The organism is Mucilaginibacter straminoryzae (assembly GCF_022953055.1).
GTDB lineage: Bacteria > Bacteroidota > Bacteroidia > Sphingobacteriales > Sphingobacteriaceae > Mucilaginibacter > Mucilaginibacter straminoryzae.
The window spans coordinates 763,973-784,441 of sequence record NZ_JALJEJ010000002.1; the positions used below are offsets into that span (position 1 = coordinate 763,973).

The following is a 20,469-nucleotide window of genomic DNA, read 5'->3' on the forward strand; positions in this document are numbered from 1 at the left end:
AAAAGCACCTGTAATCTGCTAAAGATTAAAACAGGTGCTTTTTCAAATTTTATGTTGTTTATTTTACAATTTCGGCAATTGCTTCGAAGTTTGGCAGGTCGCCTGCTGATTCCAGTACTTCGGCGTAGATCACGTTCTGCTCTTCGTCAATTACAAAAGCAGCACGTTTAGAAACGCCTTTCAGCCCGAACACAAACTCGTTATAAATGGCACCGTATGCGGTAGAAACTTCTTTATTAAAGTCTGACAGCAGCGGGAATTGGTAGTTATTCTCTTCTTTAAACTTGGCCAGGGTAAAAGGCGAATCGACAGAGATCCCTAAAATTTGAGCATTCAGCCCGTCGTAATAACCAAAGCTATCGCGCATGGTGCATAGCTGTGTGGTGCATACACCGGTAAACGCCATCGGAAAAAAGTGGATAACTACTTTCTTGCCCTTAAAGTCTGCCAAGGAAACTTCTTTCAGTTCTGATGATACCAGGGTAAATTGCGGTGCTGGTTGTCCTGTTTGTAATGCCATGGATTGAATTAGTAATTTTAAATACTTAACGTTTATAAGATCGGTTACGATATAAAGCGTCGAAAGATAGATAAAATGAACAGAAGAATAAACCTCATCAGCCTGGTGGTGCACGATTATGACGAAGCCATTAACTTTTACACCTCCAGGCTGGGATTTAAACTGGTAGAAGATACGCCGCTTACGGAAAACAAGCGATGGGTGCGTATAGCCCCCACCCCGGATGCAAACTTCTGCCTGTTGCTGGCAAAGGCGGCGGACGACCAACAGCAAAGCCGTGTGGGTAACCAAACCGGAGGCAGAGTTTTTTTGTTCCTGGAAACAGATAATTTCCAAAGAGATTATCAACTGTATAAAAATAATGGAATCAAATTCGTGCGGGAGCCGAAACAGGAACCTTACGGCGTAGTAGCTGTTTTTGAAGACCTGTATGGCAACCTTTGGGATTTGATCCAACCAAATGAATAACGAATGAAAGCAGTAATTATAACGCAACCCGGCGGACCGGAAGTTTTGCAATTGCAGGAACGCCCCAAACCTCTCCCTGCAGAACATGAGGTGCTGATTAAAGTAGCCGCCGCTGCCATCAATCGCCCGGACGTAGCCCAGCGCAAAGGCAACTACCCTCCCCCTGCTGGCGCCCCTGTTGACATACCAGGGTTAGACATTGCCGGTACCGTTGCAGTAGTGGGCAGCAAAGTAACCCGTTGGAAGGTTGGCGACCAAGTTTGCGCCCTGGTAAGCGGCGGCGGTTATGCAGAGTATTGTACCGCGCCGGAAGGGCAGTGTTTACCCGTCCCCACCAACCTGACGATGATTGAAGCAGCTTCGCTCCCCGAAACATTCTTTACCGTGTGGAGCAACGTGTTCGACCGCGGCCAACTGCAGCCCGGGGAAAGCCTGCTGGTACATGGCGGCAGCAGCGGTATTGGGGTAACGGCGATACAACTGGCCAAAGCGTTGGGAAGTACCGTCTACACCACGGCGGGCAGCGATGAGAAATGCACCTTTTGTGAGCATATCGGCGCAAATAAAGCGGTCAACTATAACACCCAAAACTTTAAGGAGGTATTAACTGAAGCTACGGCGAACAAAGGTGTAAACGTGATACTGGACATGATCGGCGGTAATTACACGGCCGACAACCTGCAACTGCTTGCTGAAGACGGAAGGTTGGTTTTGATCAATACCATGAAAGGCAAAGATGTACAGGTAGATCTGTCTTTAGTAATGCGGAAGCGACTAACCATCACTGGCTCGACACTCCGTAACCGCGATGTGGATTTCAAAGCAGCCATTGCCCGCAACCTGGAAGAAAAGGTATGGCCGCTGCTGGCCTCGAACGCGATCCGCCCGGTAGTTTATGAAACCTTCCCTGCCGCGCAAGCCGCAGAAGCCCATGCCCTGATGGAAAGCAGCAAGCATATCGGGAAGATCGTGCTGACGTTTTAATATCTAGTCATTTGTCATTATTTCATTGGTCATTCATCATTGAGTCATTTGTCTTTGGTTATTCGTCTTTAATATTCTTGCTTACTATATAACTCAAAACGAAAAAAACCACCCGAAGGTGGCTCTGCTATATTTTAGTAAGCTTCTTAGTCTGCAGTCAATCACCGGTGCCCCAATGAAATAATGACTAAGAACAATGACAAACTTAATTCGGGAATTTTACGCTGCGGTATTGTGCAACGTTTGCCAGCGGAACGGTTGCATTGTACTGAGCATTTAATGCCTTGATGAATTGGTTCGCCACAATGGCATACCCCCTTGGCGTAAGGTGGACACCGTCAAGAGAGAACAAGCCACCACTGATGAACTTTGCATTCAAATTGACACCATCTACCACCAGGCCATTTTTAGCAATATCATTAAAGAAGGTATACATGTCTGCCACGGCAATACCTTTTGATGCCGCTACCGATTTAATGGTGTTATTGTAATACGTTACGTAATCTTTCACTATAGCTACCTCATTGGCATCCAGCACGTATTGGTTATCAATCGGGGTAAGTGGCGTTAAGCCATAAGGCAGGTTACCTGCAGAGGCAACCGGCTGACCGATCTTTGACGTTGGGAAGGTAAGCGTGATCAAGTCGTTTGCAGTAGCCGGGCGCGCTGCATAAGCCGTACCTGTTGGATCTGCGTTACTTTTCGCGTTGATATAAATGGCCTGGGCAGCGGGGTTAGCTTTCTGCACGTTCGCCAGTATTAAAGCCGGAGTTACGGTGTTAAAGTAAGGGATAGAGGTAACATCCGGAATGGTTGCACAAACACCTTTAGCGCCGTTAGCCGTCATGCGGGTAAGCAATAAGGTGTATAATTGTGCAAATGTGGCTTTATCAGTCAGCACATCACCTGCACCGCCAGATGTAGCATAGCCTAAAGCGTCGTTATTACCTAACCAGTTCGTAAAGAATGTAAAAGGCTTGGCAGTTACGAAATCGAGGTAACTGGTGGTATTGGTTCCCGCATTGCCCGGAAGCAAGCGTTCGAAATAGCCGTTAAGGTTACCGTAAGTATTCAGCGTAATGTGCAATAACTTAATGCCGGGAACGCCGTAGTTATTGATATCGCCGGTGTATTTGGTATAGGTAGTTACATTGCCAAAACTCGGAATATTCACCACGCCTCTTATGGCCAGGTTACTAGTTACCGGTGCTGTAACAGGCGAGCCGTTTTGGTCGAACCCGGTGAGGGTTATATAGCCAGAGCCATTAGCCTGGTCTGCACTGAACAACGGCTGGGTAAAAGTCCCGCCGCCCGCACCCTGCATTTGTTTGGCAATGATGGAAGGGTAAGAGTTCTGCTGCCCATCCAGGTATAAACCACCGTCGGCATAACCAGCGGTAAGTGAGTTACCAACGGCAACGTAGCGGCTAAAATCAGCAGAGCCATGGGTAGGCTCAGTGGTTTTAACTTCAGTTTTACAAGCAGCAAAAGCCGAAACGGCAGCAGCTGCAAGAAATATATTTTTAATCTTATTCATGATGATTTTCGATCTTTAAGTACTACCAGTGGTAAGAAAGTGAAACGCCGGGGATGTAAACGTTTGATCTGAAAGTGCCCGAAAGCTGGCTTTCAATATTGGTTTGCTTACGTGCGAACAAATGTTCAAACTCGAACGACAGATCCAGGTCTAACCTGTTTGCCAAAGTATAACCAAGACCGCCTGTCAGGTAGTAGCGCTTGGCATCCGGCACTTCAGGAGTTACATAACCGTTGCGTGCAGCAGCAGAAGCTACACCGCCCCCCGCACGGATGGCCCATTTATTTACCGGGCGGTATTCCGTACCGGCTCTAAGGCTAAACGCATCACGATATTGCCTGGGTGAATAAGTATCCTGTAGTGCCGAAGTGTTTTTCGCATAATCAAACTCCAGCGCTTTGTAAACATGCCACGAAACCAGGTTGGCATCAAAGGCAACAGTCCATTTCTTTGACGGATAAAAGCCTAAACCCAATGTGGTTGTTGCTGGCAGTGGTAAGCTTGCCGAAAAGGTGTTTGGCTGAGGGAAACTGGCTTGCAGTGAACCCGGAACGGTAAAAAAGGCATCACCATTGTTGATAGTAGTTTTCACCTTAGAACGGTACGAAAGCCCTACGGTAACGCCTGATTCGGTTTTTACATAAACACCTGCATTCCATCCGTAACCTTTGCCAGAGCCTTTCAGTTCTGCCTGGCCATCTTGTCCGCTGGCATTGGCAAGCGGGATGGCGCGGCTCAGATCAACTTCGCCGTGGTTATACACAAAACCACCACCGATACTGATAAAATCAGCCAGTTTAATACTGATGGTTGGCTGGAAGTAAATAGCCTTCAGATTAAGGCTTTCCACCACGTATTTACCTTCCCAGTTATTACCCCAGTTGGTGAGGCCGCCGAATGGCGTATAAACACCCAGGCCAACTTTCCAGAAAGAAGCTTTTGGTCCCCAAACCGCGTATGCAGAAAACGGGGTGCCTACTTCGTTTGAGGTACGATAAATATCGTTTGTTCCGGCAGGGTTGAATGCCGATTTAAATAACAGCGGACTGATACCCGCCTGGATAGAGTTTTGCGACAGCATGGCTACCGCACCGGGGTTAAAAAATACCGAAGCACCATCTTGCGCCAGGCCGGTACCGGTATGCCCCATGCCTATTTGCTTTTGCCCCGCAAGGTTCACCTGGAAACCCTGGGCAAATGTCGCTACAGGCAGAAAAGTCACTAAAAAAAGTAGAATTCTTCTCATACATTGATAATTAGGGGGAGTTGTTTAAAAATTGGGTGACAAACCTAACCAATTAGTGTTAATATTTCTTAACAATTTGTAAAAAAATTTAACTCAAAAATCTTTGGATTAGGTATTTAAAAAATCCGTTACAAAAGTTAACTTTGCGCTCTAAATTTATACTGCGCAAGTAGCGCACTGTAAGTGAGTTAGTTTTAAATTCTTTTAATTACCAGGTTATATATGCCAAACATTGGAAAAATATCACAGATCATCGGTCCGGTAGTTGACGTAAGCTTTGGCGATGATGCACATCTTCCCAGAATTTACGACGCGTTGGAGATCACCCGCGAAAACGGCCAAAAAGTTGTTTTAGAAGTACAACAGCACTTAGGTGAAGACCGTGTGCGGGCTATCGCGATGGACTCTACAGATGGTTTGTTACGGGGAATGCCGGTTGTTGATTTAGCATCGCCGATCAGAATGCCTATCGGTGAAGATATCAAAGGCCGTGTATTTAACGTAGTTGGTGAAGCTATTGACGGTATCAACCAATTAGATACCACCAACGGTCGCCCTATCCACAACACCCCTCCAAGATTTGAGGATCTTTCTACCGAAACAGAAGTATTGTTTACCGGTATCAAGGTAATCGACTTGTTAGAACCTTATGCAAAAGGTGGCAAAATCGGTCTGTTTGGTGGTGCCGGTGTAGGTAAAACTGTATTAATCCAGGAACTGATCAACAACATCGCAAAAGCATACTCTGGTTTATCAGTGTTTGCCGGTGTAGGTGAGCGTACCCGCGAAGGTAACGACTTACTGCGCGAGATGATCGAGTCTGGCATTATCACTTACGGTGAAGAATTTATGCACTCTATGGAGCAAGGCGGATGGGATCTTTCTAAAGTAGACAAAGAAGTACTGAAAGACTCTAAAGCGACCTTCGTGTTCGGACAAATGAACGAGCCGCCGGGTGCACGTGCACGCGTTGCCCTTTCTGGTTTAACCATTGCTGAATATTTCCGCGACGGTGATGGCGAAGGCAAAGGCCGCGACATCCTGTTCTTCATCGATAACATCTTCCGTTTCACCCAGGCAGGTTCTGAAGTATCTGCGTTGTTAGGCCGTATGCCTTCAGCGGTAGGTTACCAGCCAACCCTGGCTACCGAGATGGGTATGATGCAAGAGCGTATTACTTCAACCAAACGTGGTTCTATTACCTCTGTACAGGCAGTATACGTACCTGCAGATGACTTAACCGACCCTGCGCCGGCTACAACTTTCGCCCACTTGGACGCAACTACCGTACTTTCACGTAAAATTTCTGAGTTAGGTATCTATCCTGCGGTTGACCCTCTGGATTCTACCTCACGTATTTTAAGCCCTGCTGTTCTTGGCGACGAGCACTACAACACTGCTCAACGCGTAAAAGAGATCCTGCAGCGTTATAAAGAACTTCAGGACATCATCGCTATCCTTGGTATGGACGAGCTTTCTGAAGAAGATAAGTTAACTGTAAGCCGCGCCCGTCGTGTTCAGCGTTTCTTATCTCAGCCATTCCACGTTGCCGAGCAGTTCACCGGCTTGAAAGGCGTACTGGTTGACATTAAAGAAACCATCAAAGGCTTCAACATGATTATGGACGGCGAAGTTGACCAGTATCCGGAAGCTGCTTTCAACCTGGTAGGTAGCATTGAAGACGCTATCGAAAAAGGTAAAAAACTATTAGCGGAAGCCAACGCTTAATTAATAGAAACAAGAGTCAAGAATCAAGAGCCAGGACATAAGTCACGCTTTTATTCCGGACTTTAAAACATAAGTTTAAATAGAGCAAAGAATCAAAGATCAAAGTAACTGAAAAGTGCTCTTGATTCTTGATTCTTGGCTCTTGACTCTCAAACAAATGCTATTAGAAATCTTAACTCCCGATAATAAAGTGTACGAAGGCGAAGTAACCTCGGTTACCGTACCCGGCACTATGGGTTCGTTTGAAATATTAAACAACCACGCACCGATCATCTCTACGCTCGAAGACGGTAAACTTACTGTTCGCGCTGCAGGTAAACACGATGTATTTTTAATTAAGGGTGGTGTGGTTGAAGTGCTTAACAACAAAGTGATGGTACTTGCCGAAGGCATTACCCACCGTTAAGCCATAGAAATATTTTCTGTAAGAAAGCCTTTCTGGTACGCCAGGAAGGCTTTTCTTGTTTAAAGCGGGGATGAGTCCTTCATGATACTATATTGAGTTTAAACGCGAATAACGAGCGCGACAAGCTTCTTTGTGTATTTTAAACACCTTTTTCATTTATCCGTTTCCAATTACAGATTTATTTACCAGATTTGGGGCGATTTACTTTACCAACACATAAAATGAAAACAATAGATCAAGTAAATTTTTCGGGCAAAAAAGCGCTGATCCGCGTAGACTTCAATGTGCCCCTTGATGCAGACTTTAATATTACCGACGATAACCGTATGACTGCGGCTTTGCCAACTATTCAAAAGATTTTGAAAGAAGGCGGTGCAGTGATCCTGATGTCGCACCTGGGCAGACCAAAAGACGGCCCGACAGATAAATATTCACTGAAACACGTGGTAAAGCACCTGTCAGACCTATTAGGCCAGCAGGTAGAGTTCGCTAATGACTGCATCGGTCAGGAAGCGATCGATAAGGCTAAGAACTTACACCCGGGCGAAGTGCTGCTGCTGGAAAACCTTCGTTTCTATAAAGAGGAAGAAAAAGGCGATACAGCTTTCGCAGAAAAACTGGCTCAATTGGGCGATGTTTATGTGAACGATGCTTTCGGTACCGCACACCGCGCACATGCCTCTACCGCCATTATCGCACAGTTTTTCCCGAACGCCAAATACTTTGGCTACCTGATGGCCGGCGAATTAGCCAATGCCGAAAAAGTACTGAACGGCGCAGCAAAACCTTTTACTGCCATTATGGGCGGTGCGAAGGTATCAGACAAGATTGAACTGATCGAGCGTTTGCTGGAGAAGGTAGATAACCTGATCATTGGTGGCGGTATGGCTTATACCTTCGCTAAAGCACAAGGTGGTACCATTGGTAAATCATTATTGGAGGCTGATAAGCAAGACCTGGCGTTGAACTTATTAGAAAAAGCTAAAGCAAAAGGCGTGAACCTGTTGCTGCCAACTGATACTATTATTGCAGACGACTTTAACAACGACGCGAAAACAGGCGTAGCGCCGACTGATAATATCCCTGACGACTGGCAAGGCCTGGACATCGGCCCGGAAACCCGCGCTGCTTTTGCTAAAGTGATCGAAGAATCTAAAACCGTTTTATGGAACGGCCCGATGGGGGTATTCGAGATGGAAAGCTTTGACAAGGGTACTAAAGCGGTAGCTGATGCAGTAGTTAAAGCAACACAGAATGGCGCCTTTACGCTGATCGGTGGTGGCGACTCTGCTGCTGCAGTAGCTAAATTCGGCCTTACTAACGATGTAAGCTACGTGTCTACCGGTGGTGGTGCGTTGTTAGAATACATGGAAGGTAAAGAACTGCCAGGCGTTAAAGCCATCAACGAATAATTTAAATTTTACTTTTAATACGTTTGAAAGGCTCTTCTGATTTCTCAGAAGAGCCTTTCTATTTCATGCATATCTCGCTAAACATGGTGACTGGCTGGCAAAAGCCAGTCGGCCATGCCTGCCACGTTCGCCACATTTACCGGCCTGCCATAGGTTTTCTAACTTTTAGGTCAGTATTACCGCCATAAAAATGGCAGTAACCTGAACTCGCATTCGGCGTAGGACCTCTGCACTCGCACGCATTACAAAGACGGAGGGACGTTAAATTCGCTCTCCTTTTGAAGAGGATTAGGGAGAGGTCCACCGACAAGTTTTCCTTTCCTACTTCTTTTGCACTCGCACGCATTACAAATGCGCGCGATGGTGTAGTTAAACCTTATGACTATATAACTCCCCTCTCTTTGGGGTAACTATATATAAGTTGGGACAAGGATGGTGATAAAAAAAGCCTCTAATGAGGCTTTTTTATTTCTTCTTATTGTTTAGCTGCTTGTTAGCCCGCTTTAATTCTTTAGTGACATCGCCAAGTCGCCTCTCAACTGGTAAATCTTCAGGGTTTAACCCGGTATTCTCTTTTACCATTTTTCTTATATCAGATCCAACTTTGTTATGTACTTGAATAGCATGGTTTTCATTGAAGATGTTAAGTTGTTTTAGCTTCTCTTCTGTTAGTGCTATTCTAAACAGATTTGCGGACAACTCAGTTTTGCCCATATAATCGTAAAGATTTTCTGTTGGCTTAATGCCTTTTTTAGCCGTAAGCTTTTTGATGCCTGTGTTATACAGTCCCCTATATCCAGCATCCATAAAAAAGGCGTAATTTACAACTCCGGATGCTTTCGCTGTAGAAGTTAAAGACTTGTTGCCGTCCTTAATCTCTTCACGTGTAAGTAAACGCTCTACATCATTAGCGCCGGAAAGCATTAAGTTTATTTGTTCTGCCTGTTTTGCAAAATATACTTGCGCTGCCGCTACCTCCGGCTTTTTTGTATCGCCGTTCATTGCTATCATATAGCATGCGAAGCGAGTAAGCTTATAGTCTGTAATATGATTGCCATCTACTATCCTTTCGGCTTTTATAAAATTGTCGTGGCAATCAATATTTATTGACAGGCAAGCGGTCATAGCCCTGTTAATAGGCTTTGTAAATGCTTGTAAAGTAGGATATCCCATCATCTTCATAAAATCACTAGCCCACCAATAAGTTATTCCATTTTGGTGGCTAAAATCTTCAAAAGAGAGAGATTGGCTTGTTTCCTGTGGGTGATCCTTGCTATCTGTCATTACTTTAAATATACGCAAAAATAACCATAATCTTAGCAACTATTTTGCTTTTTTTTGATCTGTTTTTGTTTCCACAGCCATTTTTATAATTTGTGTAAAGTCCCGTCGAACTTTACCTTTCCCTCATACTTTTCAGCGCGTGGCTTTGGTTCTGCTTTTTTCTTATATTCGACTTAAAACTTTCCCTATGCGTAAACTCCTCTCCGTTTTATTCTTATTAATTTCTGCCTTCGCCTTTGCACAACCCGGTTCTGCCGATGCCCAGTATGTGAAGGATAACTACGAAAAGTTTGAGTACCAGATACCCATGCGGGATGGTAAGAAGCTATTTACCTCGGTGTATGTACCCAAAGACCATAGCAAGCAGTACCCCATCATGATGGATCGCACCTGTTATAGTGTGGCACCTTATGGCACCGATAAATACAAGACTTCATTAGGTCCTTCTCCCCTGTTCCTGCACGATGGCTACATCTTTGTTTACCAGGATGTACGCGGCCGCTGGATGAGTGAGGGTATCTACGAGGAAATGACGCCGGAGAAAGAAACGCACGCTACCAACAAAGATGTGGACGAAGGCACGGACACCTATGACACCATCGACTGGTTGATCAAGAACATTCCGAATAACAATGGCAAGGTAGGTGTTTGGGGAATATCTTATCCGGGTTTCTACACCACAACGGCATTACTGAGCCGTCACCCTGCGCTCGCAGCCGCTTCGCCACAGGCACCCATTGCAGACCTTTGGCGAGATGACGGCTGGCATAATGGCGCTTTCTTCCTGGTAGCCAACTTTGGCTTCTATCCGGGCTTTACCAACCGCCAGGATGATAAACCAACCCAACGCAGGGGTAAAGTGTTTGATCCGGGAACAGAAGACGGCTACGACTTTTTTATGAAGATGGGGCCGATGAAAAATACCAACGATAAGTATTATAAGGATACCATCAGGCTTTGGAACGAAATGCTGGAACACCCGGACTATGACCAGCATTGGAAAGACCGCAACGTGTTGTATCATTTGCATGATATTAAAACGCCAACCCTGGTAACCGGCGGCTGGTACGATGCCGAAGATTTGTATGGCGCAATCAATACTTACAAAACCTTAGTTAAAAACAACCCCAATACGCCCGTTTATTTTGCAATGGGCCCATGGGTACATGGGGGTTGGTCGCGCGGTAACGGTGATCACCTCGGCGATGTAGATTTTGAGCAGAATACTGCGCCATATTACAGGGAGAAGATCGAATTCGCTTTCTTCCAACATTATCTTAAAGGTTCGCCCTTAGATCTGCCTAAAGTTTCGGTTTTTCAAACCGGTGTGAATCAATGGAAAACTTATAATACCTGGCCCGCGCCTGAAGCAAAGGAAAAGAACCTGTACCTGCTACCTGGTGGCAAATTAGGCTTTGCAGCACCTTCAACTGATAAAAACGCTGTTAAAGAATTTGTGTCCGATCCGTCGAATCCTGTTCCTTTCCTGAACCGGAAAAGCATGGATATGGACCGCGATTACATGACGGCCGATCAACGTTTTGTCACCTCACGTCCTGACGTGCTGAGCTGGCAAAGCGATGTGCTGAAAGAAGACATGACCATTGCCGGTAATATCTGGGCGAATTTAAAGGTATCGACTACAGGTACCGATGCTGACTGGATTGTAAAGGTAATAGATGTTTACCCGGACACCGCTAAAAATAACCGTTGGTCGGCCAAGGAAGTAAATATGGCCGGTTATCAGCAAATGGTTCGTAGCGAAGCCATGCGTGGGAAGTACCGGAATAACATTTCAAAACCCGAACCTTTTGTACCCGGAAAGGTAACACCAGTAAATTTCGAACTTCAGGATATCCTGCACACCTTTAAAAAGGGCCATCGGATAATGGTGCAGGTACAAAGCACCTGGTTCCCACTGGTAGACCGCAACCCGCAGAAGTTTACCAATATTATGAAAGCCGGTGAGCAGGATTTTCAAAAGGAAACACATAAGATATACACCTCTAAGCAATACCCCAGCTTTTTAAAAGTAAGGGTGATACAATAGCAATAAAAAGCCGCTTCTCAGAATACTTGGAAGCGGCTTTTTCAATAGTCAGCTATTTTCTGCTCAATATCCTCTGGCTATACCAGGTACTCAAACAGTGTCTGGTCGCGGTTAATTTCTATCACATCAAAACGATGCTCTTCCATGCGCTTCAGTAAGGCTGGATAGTCTTCTGCATCTTTTAGTTCGATACCTACTAAAGCCGGGCCGCTTTCGCGCTCAGTTTTCTTGATAAACTCGAAACGGGTAATGTCATCACCGGGGCCAAGCACACTGCTTACAAATAACTTTAATGCTCCGGGCCGTTGAGGGAATCGGACGATGAAATAATGCTTCAGGCCTTCGTACAGCAACGATTGCTCTTTAATGTCCTGCATACGGTCAATATCATTGTTACCACCGCTTACCACACAAACTACCTTTTTGCCTTTGATCTTGTCTTTTACAAAATCCAGTGCCGCTACAGATAACGCTCCGGCTGGCTCTACCACAATAGCATCCTCGTTATACAGCTTTAATATGGCCGAGCATACCTTCCCTTCCGGGATCAGCAGCATGTCGTCCAGAATATCGCGGGATAGTTCGAAAGTGAGGTGGCCGATCCGCTTTACAGCCGCGCCATCAACAAAACGATTGATCTTTGGCAACGTAACCGGTTCGCCCGCTTCCAAAGCTTTAAACATAGAAGGCGCGCCTTCCGGCTCTACGCCGATAACTGAGATGTGATGGTTATGTTGTTTCAGGTAGTTACCCACTCCCGCAGCCAGTCCGCCACCACCGATGGGTACTATTACCACATCCAGGTCTGGCAGGTCTTCCAGTATCTCTACCCCTACGGTACCCTGCCCTTCGATGATCCGTTCGTTATCAAAAGGCGGAATAAACGTCATTTGGTGAGCTTCTGTGTAAGCCAGCGCTTCGCGCAAACAATCGTCGAAAGTATCGCCAACCAGCACAATTTCGATATTGCCGTTGCCGAACATCTCGGTCTGTTTCACCTTTTGTTTCGGTGTGATCTCGGGCATGAAAATTACCCCTTTTGTCCCCAGCCTTTTGCAAGAGAATGCAACACCCTGGGCATGGTTACCCGCACTGGCACAAACCACGCCCCTGCTTAACTCTTCCTGGTTAAGCTGGCTGATCATGTTGTAGGCACCTCTTAACTTATAAGAACGTACCACCTGCAGGTCTTCGCGCTTCAGGTAAATTTCACACCCGTAACGTTCTGATAAACGCGCGTTATATTCTAAAGGCGTACGGCGCACAACATCTTTCAGTCGCGCGGCAGCCGAAGTAAAATCAAGTATATGTTTGGTAGCTGTTTCCATTATTGCACCTTAGCCAACTGACCGACCATTAAGCCTTTCAAATCTTCATCATCAATATTCAATTTACTATCGGCAAGGGTCAGGAAGCGGGCGTAAGCATCGGCCAGTTCTTCTTTATTTAAAGTGTAGCCTAATCTTTCTAAATGGAACTTCAAAGCGTGGCGGCCGCTGCGGGCAGTCAGTACGATACTCGCACTTGGGAAACCTACGTCTTCGGGGCGAATGATCTCGTAATTCTCGCGGTTCTTCAGGAAGCCATCCTGGTGGATACCAGAACTATGGGCGAAAGCATTGGCGCCAACGATCGCCTTATTAGGCTGCACCGGCATACGCATCTGCGTGCTCACCATACGGCTTAATTCATAGAACTGTTTTGTATTGATATTGGTATGCAGGCCCAAATCGTGATGCGTTTTCAGGATCATCACCACTTCTTCGATAGAAGTATTTCCCGCACGTTCACCGATACCGTTAATGGTACCTTCTATCTGGCGGGCACCGTTCTGTAAACCGGCGACAGAGTTGGCCGTAGCCAAACCTAAATCGTTATGGCAATGAACAGAAATGATCGCCTTGTCAATATTTTTTACGTTTTCTTTCAGGAAACGAATCTTGCTGCCGTACTGGTCTGGTAAACAATAACCGTTAGTATCCGGAATGTTGACGACAGTTGCACCAGCCGCGATGACGGACTCTACCATCAAAGCCAGATAATGAATATCGGCACGACCAGCATCCTCGGCGTAAAACTCAATATCTTCTACAAACTTCTTGGCGTATTTCACCGCAGCTACAGCACGTTCCAGAATTTCTTCGCGGGTGCTGTTGAACTTGGTGCGGATGTGCATATCCGAAGAGCCAATACCCGTGTGGATACGCGGATGCTTGGCATACTTCAGCGCCTCGGCGGCAGCGTCAATATCTTTTTGATGGGCGCGGGTAAGCGCACAAACGGTAGGGTTGGTAACAGCTTTAGCTATTTCTACCACACTTTGAAAATCCCCGGGGCTGGATGCCGGGAAGCCTGCTTCAATAATGTCTATGCCCAGCGACTCCAGTTCGCGGGCAATTTCTATCTTTTCAGGGGTAGTTAACTGGCAGCCTGGTACCTGCTCACCATCACGCAAGGTGGTGTCAAATACATAAACGCGGTTTGGATCGTGTAACATATGTTTTAGATTTTAGATGTGAGATACGAGATTTGAGACGTTTTCGTCACCTACCTCAACTCACCATATTTATTATTTTCTATATTTTAACTTATCATTAGATATGGTCTCAAATCTCATATCTAACATCTCATATCTCTTTAACTGCTATAAATCTTAATCTCTTATAATCGGCGTACCACTGGCCGTTTTCTTCGTAATCAGGACGAAGAATTTCGGTGATCTCTGCCAGCATCTGTTGTTTATCCTGCCCAGGCACGCCTTCAAAATAAATGGCGCCGAACATTTCTATCCATTTGGACACACCCTGATCGCCATCCTGTAAAGGTGTCTTACGATCAAAGTGCGAAGCGAAAACCACCCGGAAGCCGTGAGACTCTAACCAGCTGGCATATTCGCCTGTTGAAGGGAAATACCACTGGTTGATCTCTGCCTTTTCGTGGTAACCGTATTTCTTTAATGTATCCTTCGTCGCCTTGATCAATTTCTGCACATTTCCTTTGCCACCCATTTCGGCCACAAAGCGGCCGCCAGGTTTCAGACTGTTGAATACAGACTGCATCATGCCATCCTGGTTTTTCACCCAGTGCAGGGCAGCATTAGAAAAAACAGCGTCAAACTCACCTTCTAATTGAAAGTCACCCGCATCTGCCACTTCAAACTGTACATCCGGATAGTTTTTCCTGGCTTGTGCAATCATCTCTGGCGAGTAATCAGTACCGACAACTTCGGCACCTTGATTCTTGATCTGTTGCGTAAGGTAACCTGTACCGCAACCCACATCGTGAATGCGCTCACCGGGTTTTACATCCAGCAATTCGAGCACATTTTCGCCAAATTGAAAGACGAATGCGTGTTTCTGATCATATAAATCTGCGTTCCAGTTCATGTGGCGACCTCTCCCTAACCCTCTCCAGAGGAGAGGGAATTTTTGTCATTTTATCAAGTTAAACCTACTTCTCTCCCTCCCTTAGGGAGGGTTGGGTGGGCTATTTTAAATATTCCAGCACCTTCTGCCCCATAGCAGTGGTACCCAATATTTTTGCCTTATCTGTATGCGCGTCGGCAATATCACCTGTGCGGTAACCTGCTTTCAATGCTTTGTCAATGGCATCAGTAATCTTTTTGGCTTCTTCTTTCAGCCCAAAGCTGATCTCGAGCATTAAAGCCACAGAAAGAATGGAAGCCAGCGGATTAGCCTTATCCTGCCCGGCAATGTCATGTGCAGAACCATGGATAGGCTCAAAGAAACCGGTACCATCACCTACTGAAGCAGATGCGAGCATACCCATAGAGCCCGCAATTTGCGAAGCTTCATCCGTTAAGATATCACCGAACAAATTAGCCGTAAGCACCACGTCGAATTTCTTAGGGTTCTTCACCAGTTGCATCGCGGCGTTATCGATGAACATATGCTCGGTCTCTACATCCGGGTATTGTTTTGCCAGTTCCTGTACCACTTCGCGCCAAAGGCGTGAAGCTTCCAAAACATTGGCTTTATCAACAGAACACAGGCGCTTGCTGCGTGCGCGTGCCGCTTCAAAAGCTTTATGGGCAATACGCTCTACTTCATAACGGTGATAGATCATTAAATCCGAAGCGCTGTTTCTGTCTTCGCTACGTTTCTTTTCACCAAAGTATACATCTCCGGTTAACTCACGGAAAAACAGGATATCCGTACCACGTAATACTTCCGGCTTAAGGCTCGATGCGTCCAGCAGTTCATCGAACAGCATGATCGGACGCAGGTTAGCATATAAGCCCAGTTCTTTACGAATCTTTAACAATCCCTGCTCCGGGCGAACCTTTGCAGATGGATCATTATCATATTTAATGTGCCCGATGGCACCGAATAAAATAGCATCGCTTGCCTTAGCTTTCTCCAGTGTTTCGTCCGGCAGCGGATTACCTGTAGCTTCGATCGCCGCGTGGCCCATCAAGGCCTCGTCAAACGTAAACTCGTGACCGCCTTGTTTGCCAATTTCTTCTAAAACAGCCTTGCCCCAAGTTGTCACCTCGGGCCCAATGCCATCACCAGGGATAACTAATATGTGTTTCTTCATTATTTCAGTTGTCAGTTTTAAGTTGCCAGTTGCGTGTTTTTGCCACATGGCACTCGCAACTCATTACACGCACCTCACTTTATCTCCTTGCTTCAAATTCTTCTACCTTCGCTTTATTGCTCAGGATATAGTCGATATCGTCATACCCGTTAATCAGGCAAGCCTTTTTGTACGGGTTGATCTCAAAGCTTTCCTGCTCACCTGTACTTACAATTTTAATGAACTGCTCTTCCAGGTTAATCTCTATCTGCGCATGATGATCGCGGTAGATCTCATCAAAAAGCTTCGCCAGAAATTCGTCGCTTACCTGTACCGGCAGTAAACCATTGTTAAGGGCGTTACCTTTAAAAATATCGGCAAAGAAGCTGCTTACTACGGCCTCGAAACCATAATCTGAAATAGCCCAGGCGGCATGCTCGCGGCTACTACCGCAACCAAAGTTTTTTCCTGCTACTAGAACTTTACCAGCGTAGGTAGGATTATTCAGTACAAAATCCTGCTTCGGCTGATCTTCACTATCAAAGCGCCAGTCGCGGAACAGGTTGTTACCAAAACCTTCGCGGGTAGTGGCTTTTAAAAACCTCGCCGGGATGATCTGGTCGGTATCGATATTTTCAATCGGCAGCGGTACTGCCGGTGAAATAATGTGTTTGAATATTTTAGTACTCATGTTGTTTACTCTCATTTAGTCGTCATTGCGAGGAACGAAGTAATTTGTGCCTCACCCCAACCCTCTCCTCCGGAGAAGGAGTTAAAGTCTCCCCTTTGGGGAGATTTAGAGGGGCTTACAGATTGCCGCGCTTCGCTCGCAATGACATCATCAGCCTACTAATTCCTCTTCTGGCAACAACTCCCTTACGTCTACAATACGGCCTGTTACAGCGGCAGCAGCAGCGGTAAGCGGACTGGCCAGAATGGTGCGTGAATTTGGTCCCTGGCGGCCTTCGAAGTTTCTGTTTGATGTAGAAACACAATATTTACCAGCTGGGATTTTATCTTCATTCATTCCCAGGCAAGCGCTGCAACCCGGTTCTCTTAACGGAATACCTGCTGCTGCAAATACCTGATCCAGTCCTTCGCGGATGGCTTGCTCCTGCACTTGTTTAGAGCCGGGTACAATCCATACCTCTACGCCTTCGGCTTTTTTCTTTCCTTTCAGGAATTGGGCTACCTGGCGCAAATCTTCAATCCGCGAGTTAGTACAGCTGCCGATAAATACATAATCGATCGCCTTGCCTAACAAAGTATCATTATCATGCAAGCCCATGTAATTTAAGGCTTTTGCATAAGAGGTTTGCTCGGTAGGATCAACATCAACCGTATTTGGCACGTGCTGCGTAACACCAATGCCCATACCGGGATTAGTACCGTAGGTCACCATTGGCTCAATATCTTCAGCTTTAAAGCTTAAAACGCTGTCAAAAACAGCATCTTCGTCTGAATATAAAGTTTGCCAGTAAGCAACCGCTTTATCCCACTCCTCGCCTTTCGGTGCAAACTCGCGACCTTTTACGTAGTTGATGGTCGTTTCGTCAGGAGCGATCAAGCCGCCGCGTGCACCCATCTCGATACTCATGTTACAGATGGTCATGCGACCTTCCATGCTTAAAGACCGAATGGTATCGCCGGCATATTCTACAAAATAACCTGTACCACCAGCAGCAGAAATCTGCGAAATGATGTACAGGATAATATCTTTAGCGCCCACGCCTTTCTGTAGCTTGCCGTTCACCTCAATCTTCATCCTTTTAGGGCGAGATTGCAGTAAACATTGCGTAGCCATTACCTGCTCTACCTGCGAGGTACCTATACCGAATGCAATTGCACCGAAGGCACCGTGTGTAGAAGTATGACTATCGCCGCAAACATACGTGCAGCCGGGACGGGTAATTCCAAGTTCTGGACCAATCACGTGCACAATACCCTGATAAGGGTGGCCTAAGCCATAAAGTTCGATGCCGAACTCTGCGCAGTTTCTGGTAAGCATATCTACCTGGTAACGGGAAAGCTCTTCCTTAATAGGCAGGTGCTGGTCCCAGGTAGGTACGTTATGATCGGCCGTGGCAACCGTTTGCTTTGGCCTGAAAACAGGCAAACCCCGCTTACGCAAGCCATCAAAAGCCTGCGGGCTGGTTACCTCGTGAATAAAATGGGTATCGATGTATAAAATATCCGGAAACCCTTCCTTGCTGCTCACCACGTGAGCATCCCAAATTTTATCGAAAAGGGTAGCCCCACCCCGACCCTCCCCTGTAGGGAGGGAGACCTTATTTTCTACAATATTTTCTGCCATCTCTAAAATCAATTATAATAACCAACTAAAAGTCCTCCCCTTCTGGGGAGGATTTAGGAGGGGCTTCTTTTAGCTAATGCTTTCTACCGCCTGGTTTTCAGGGCGAAGGCTGCGTACGGTTTTACCTGCTTGCCATAATTCACTTTCGCGAAGTTCTTTCAGTTCTTCGTTCAGTTTTTCGCGGTAATCAGGCTGGCTGTTAGAGTCGATAGAACGTTGTGATTCTTTACCAGTGGCTACACTTTCGTACAATTCTTCGAAAACAGGTTTAGTAGCATCACGGAATTTTTTCCACCAGTCTAACGCACCACGCTGTGCAGTGGTAGAACAGTTAGCATACATCCAATCCATACCGTTTTCTGCAACTAACGGCATTAAAGATTGGGTTAATTCTTCTACAGTTTCGTTAAACGCTTCTGATGGCGAGTGGCCTTTGCTGCGTAATACATCATACTGTGCAGCGAAGATACCCTGGATACAACCCATCAGTGTGCCGCGCTCGCCGGTTAAGTCGCTGAATACTTCTTTCTTGAAATCTGTTTCGAACAGGTAACCAGAACCTACTGCGATACCTAATGCTACTACACGATCCCATGCTTTACCGGTTGCATCCTGATAGATAGCGAAGCTTGAATTTAAGCCGCGACCTTGCAGGAACATACGGCGAAGTGAAGTACCTGAACCTTTAGGCGCTACCAGGAATACGTCAACATCTGCCGGAGGAACGATACCGGTTTGCTCGTTAAAAGTGATACCGAAACCGTGAGAGAAGTATAATGCTTTACCTGCAGTTAAATGCTTTTGAACAGTTGGCCATAATTCAATCTGCGCAGCGTCACTAAGCAGGTAGCAAATGATGGTTCCTTTTTCAAGTGCTTCTTCAATTTCGAACAGGGTTTCGCCAGGTACAAAGCCGTCTGCTACAGCTTTATCCCAGGTTTTAGAGTTTTTACGTTGACCAACAATTACGTTAATGCCATTGTCTTTTTGGTTAAGCGCCTGGCCCGGGCCTTGCACACCGTAACCAATAACGGCTACTGTTTCGTTACGTAATACTTCCTGTGCCTTTGAAAGCGGAAATTCATCGCGGGTTACTACATTTTCTTCAGTACCGCCGAAATTTAATTTTGCCATTGTTTTTTATTGTTAATGATTACACCGGTTTATCATCCTGAACTTATCAAAGGATTGATTACACCGGTTAAAGTTGATTACTTGTTTATTTTATGTTGCCTCACCCCATTCCCCTCTCCCGAGGGAGAGGGGCTTTTAAGGCTACTTTATAATATTTTAACTATTCCCCCTTTAGGGGGTTAGGGGGCTTACATCGTAAACACCTTTTGCCCCTGGTTCAGGTATTCATTCTCGATGACGTCTTCACCAGGCTCGCGGCGCTCGAATTCGCGTAATTTAGAGTTGAACCCTTCGCTGTCTTTAATAATCGCCACACGTGCGCTACGTACAAACTCGATGAGGCCGAAAGGCTGCAATACTTTGATCAGGTTGTCGGTTTCTTCGCGGTGACCGGTGGTTTCAAACACGATATAATCTTTACGGATCACTACCGCACGGGCGCCATTTTCGCGCAGCAGACGTTCCACCTGCACCTTTTCTGCAATTACATCTGCCGGTACTTTGTAAAGCGCCATTTCCTGCCAGATTACATCTGCATTGGTATGATAGTACACTTTCAATACCTCTACCTGCTTTTCAATCTGGCGGCAAAGTTTGCGAACCACATCTTCAGTCTCGGTGATCACAATATTAAAACGGTGGATGCTATCGATCTCTGAAGGTGAAGTGTTAAGGCTGTCGATATTAATTTTACGACGGGTAAAGATGATGGCGATGCGATTAAGCAAGCCAATCTGGTTTTCTGTATATACGGTGATATTAAATTCCTGCTTAACGGCCCCTCCCTGGCCCTCCCCCAAGGGGAGGGAAGTTGAAGCTTGTGTCTTTTGAATTTCCATTTCTTCTA

The 20,469-nt window shown here is 46.0% G+C and carries 18 protein-coding genes; 6 read left to right on the forward strand and 12 right to left on the reverse strand.

Annotated elements, in window-relative coordinates; genetic code table 11:
- Positions 1-58 precede the first annotated feature (58 nt).
- Positions 59-520 (reverse strand): redoxin domain-containing protein, encoded by a 462-nt coding sequence (locus MUY27_RS06825; protein ID WP_245129243.1) that lies wholly within the window; start codon positions 518-520, stop codon positions 59-61.
- Between the two features lie 75 nt (positions 521-595).
- On the opposite strand from MUY27_RS06825, the gene MUY27_RS06830 reads away from it, so the two are divergent.
- Entirely contained in the window at positions 596-988 is a 393-nt protein-coding gene (locus MUY27_RS06830) for a VOC family protein (protein WP_245129244.1), read from the forward strand.
- Positions 989-991: 3 nt separating this feature from the next.
- Positions 992-1,972 (forward strand): NAD(P)H-quinone oxidoreductase, encoded by a 981-nt coding sequence (locus MUY27_RS06835; protein ID WP_245129245.1) that lies wholly within the window; start codon positions 992-994, stop codon positions 1,970-1,972.
- A gap of 205 nt (positions 1,973-2,177) precedes the next feature.
- Here MUY27_RS06835 and MUY27_RS06840 read toward each other — a convergent pair whose 3' ends face one another.
- Both MUY27_RS06840 and MUY27_RS06845 read right to left on the reverse strand, forming a co-directional pair.
- Complete coding sequence (locus tag MUY27_RS06840) at positions 2,178-3,509, reverse strand: SGNH/GDSL hydrolase family protein (RefSeq protein ID WP_245129246.1); 1,332 nt, start codon at positions 3,507-3,509, stop codon at positions 2,178-2,180.
- A gap of 22 nt (positions 3,510-3,531) precedes the next feature.
- Positions 3,532-4,755 (reverse strand): OmpP1/FadL family transporter, encoded by a 1,224-nt coding sequence (locus tag MUY27_RS06845; protein WP_245129247.1) that lies wholly within the window; start codon positions 4,753-4,755, stop codon positions 3,532-3,534.
- Positions 4,756-4,977: 222 nt separating this feature from the next.
- Here MUY27_RS06845 and atpD point away from each other — a divergent pair, with 222 nt between their 5' ends.
- The 3 genes from atpD to MUY27_RS06860 all read left to right on the forward strand — a co-directional run bounded on the left by atpD (position 4,978) and on the right by MUY27_RS06860 (position 8,301).
- Complete coding sequence (atpD, locus tag MUY27_RS06850; RefSeq protein ID WP_245129248.1) at positions 4,978-6,483, forward strand: F0F1 ATP synthase subunit beta; 1,506 nt, start codon at positions 4,978-4,980, stop codon at positions 6,481-6,483.
- A gap of 157 nt (positions 6,484-6,640) precedes the next feature.
- On the forward strand, positions 6,641-6,889 hold the full coding sequence (gene atpC / locus MUY27_RS06855) for an ATP synthase F1 subunit epsilon (protein WP_245129249.1): 249 nt from the start codon (positions 6,641-6,643) through the stop codon (positions 6,887-6,889).
- 221 nt (positions 6,890-7,110) lie between these two features.
- Positions 7,111-8,301 carry a phosphoglycerate kinase gene (locus tag MUY27_RS06860; RefSeq protein ID WP_245129250.1) on the forward strand — a complete coding sequence of 397 codons (1,191 nt, stop codon included), beginning with the start codon at positions 7,111-7,113 and terminating at the stop codon, positions 8,299-8,301.
- 465 nt (positions 8,302-8,766) lie between these two features.
- Here MUY27_RS06860 and MUY27_RS06865 read toward each other — a convergent pair whose 3' ends face one another.
- Positions 8,767-9,585, reverse strand: coding sequence for a BRO family protein (locus MUY27_RS06865; protein ID WP_245129251.1), 819 nt, complete (start codon positions 9,583-9,585; stop codon positions 8,767-8,769).
- 187 nt (positions 9,586-9,772) lie between these two features.
- On the opposite strand from MUY27_RS06865, the gene MUY27_RS06870 reads away from it, so the two are divergent.
- Positions 9,773-11,635: a CocE/NonD family hydrolase gene (locus MUY27_RS06870; protein WP_245129252.1), complete on the forward strand. Its 1,863-nt coding sequence runs from the start codon at positions 9,773-9,775 to the stop codon at positions 11,633-11,635.
- 77 nt (positions 11,636-11,712) lie between these two features.
- Here the strand turns inward: MUY27_RS06870 and ilvA are convergent, their stop codons facing one another.
- The 8 genes from ilvA to ilvN all read right to left on the reverse strand — a co-directional run bounded on the left by ilvA (position 11,713) and on the right by ilvN (position 20,461).
- On the reverse strand, positions 11,713-12,963 hold the full coding sequence (gene ilvA, locus MUY27_RS06875) for a threonine ammonia-lyase IlvA (protein WP_245129253.1): 1,251 nt from the start codon (positions 12,961-12,963) through the stop codon (positions 11,713-11,715).
- Positions 12,963-14,132: a 2-isopropylmalate synthase gene (locus MUY27_RS06880; protein ID WP_245129254.1), complete on the reverse strand. Its 1,170-nt coding sequence runs from the start codon at positions 14,130-14,132 to the stop codon at positions 12,963-12,965. The genes ilvA and MUY27_RS06880 overlap by 1 nt, the downstream gene beginning before the upstream one ends.
- Positions 14,133-14,262: 130 nt before the next feature.
- Positions 14,263-15,021 carry a class I SAM-dependent methyltransferase gene (locus MUY27_RS06885; protein ID WP_245129255.1) on the reverse strand — a complete coding sequence of 253 codons (759 nt, stop codon included), beginning with the start codon at positions 15,019-15,021 and terminating at the stop codon, positions 14,263-14,265.
- Between the two features lie 100 nt (positions 15,022-15,121).
- Complete coding sequence (gene leuB / locus MUY27_RS06890; protein WP_245129256.1) at positions 15,122-16,195, reverse strand: 3-isopropylmalate dehydrogenase; 1,074 nt, start codon at positions 16,193-16,195, stop codon at positions 15,122-15,124.
- 79 nt (positions 16,196-16,274) lie between these two features.
- Entirely contained in the window at positions 16,275-16,865 is a 591-nt protein-coding gene (gene leuD, locus MUY27_RS06895; protein WP_245129257.1) for a 3-isopropylmalate dehydratase small subunit, read from the reverse strand.
- Positions 16,866-17,015: 150 nt separating this feature from the next.
- Positions 17,016-18,488: a 3-isopropylmalate dehydratase large subunit gene (gene leuC / locus MUY27_RS06900; RefSeq protein ID WP_245129258.1), complete on the reverse strand. Its 1,473-nt coding sequence runs from the start codon at positions 18,486-18,488 to the stop codon at positions 17,016-17,018.
- A 69-nt stretch (positions 18,489-18,557) separates the two neighbouring features.
- On the reverse strand, positions 18,558-19,622 hold the full coding sequence (gene ilvC, locus MUY27_RS06905) for a ketol-acid reductoisomerase (RefSeq protein ID WP_245129259.1): 1,065 nt from the start codon (positions 19,620-19,622) through the stop codon (positions 18,558-18,560).
- 188 nt (positions 19,623-19,810) lie between these two features.
- Positions 19,811-20,461, reverse strand: coding sequence for an acetolactate synthase small subunit (gene ilvN / locus MUY27_RS06910; RefSeq protein WP_245129260.1), 651 nt, complete (start codon positions 20,459-20,461; stop codon positions 19,811-19,813).
- Between the last annotated feature and the right edge of the window lie 8 nt (positions 20,462-20,469).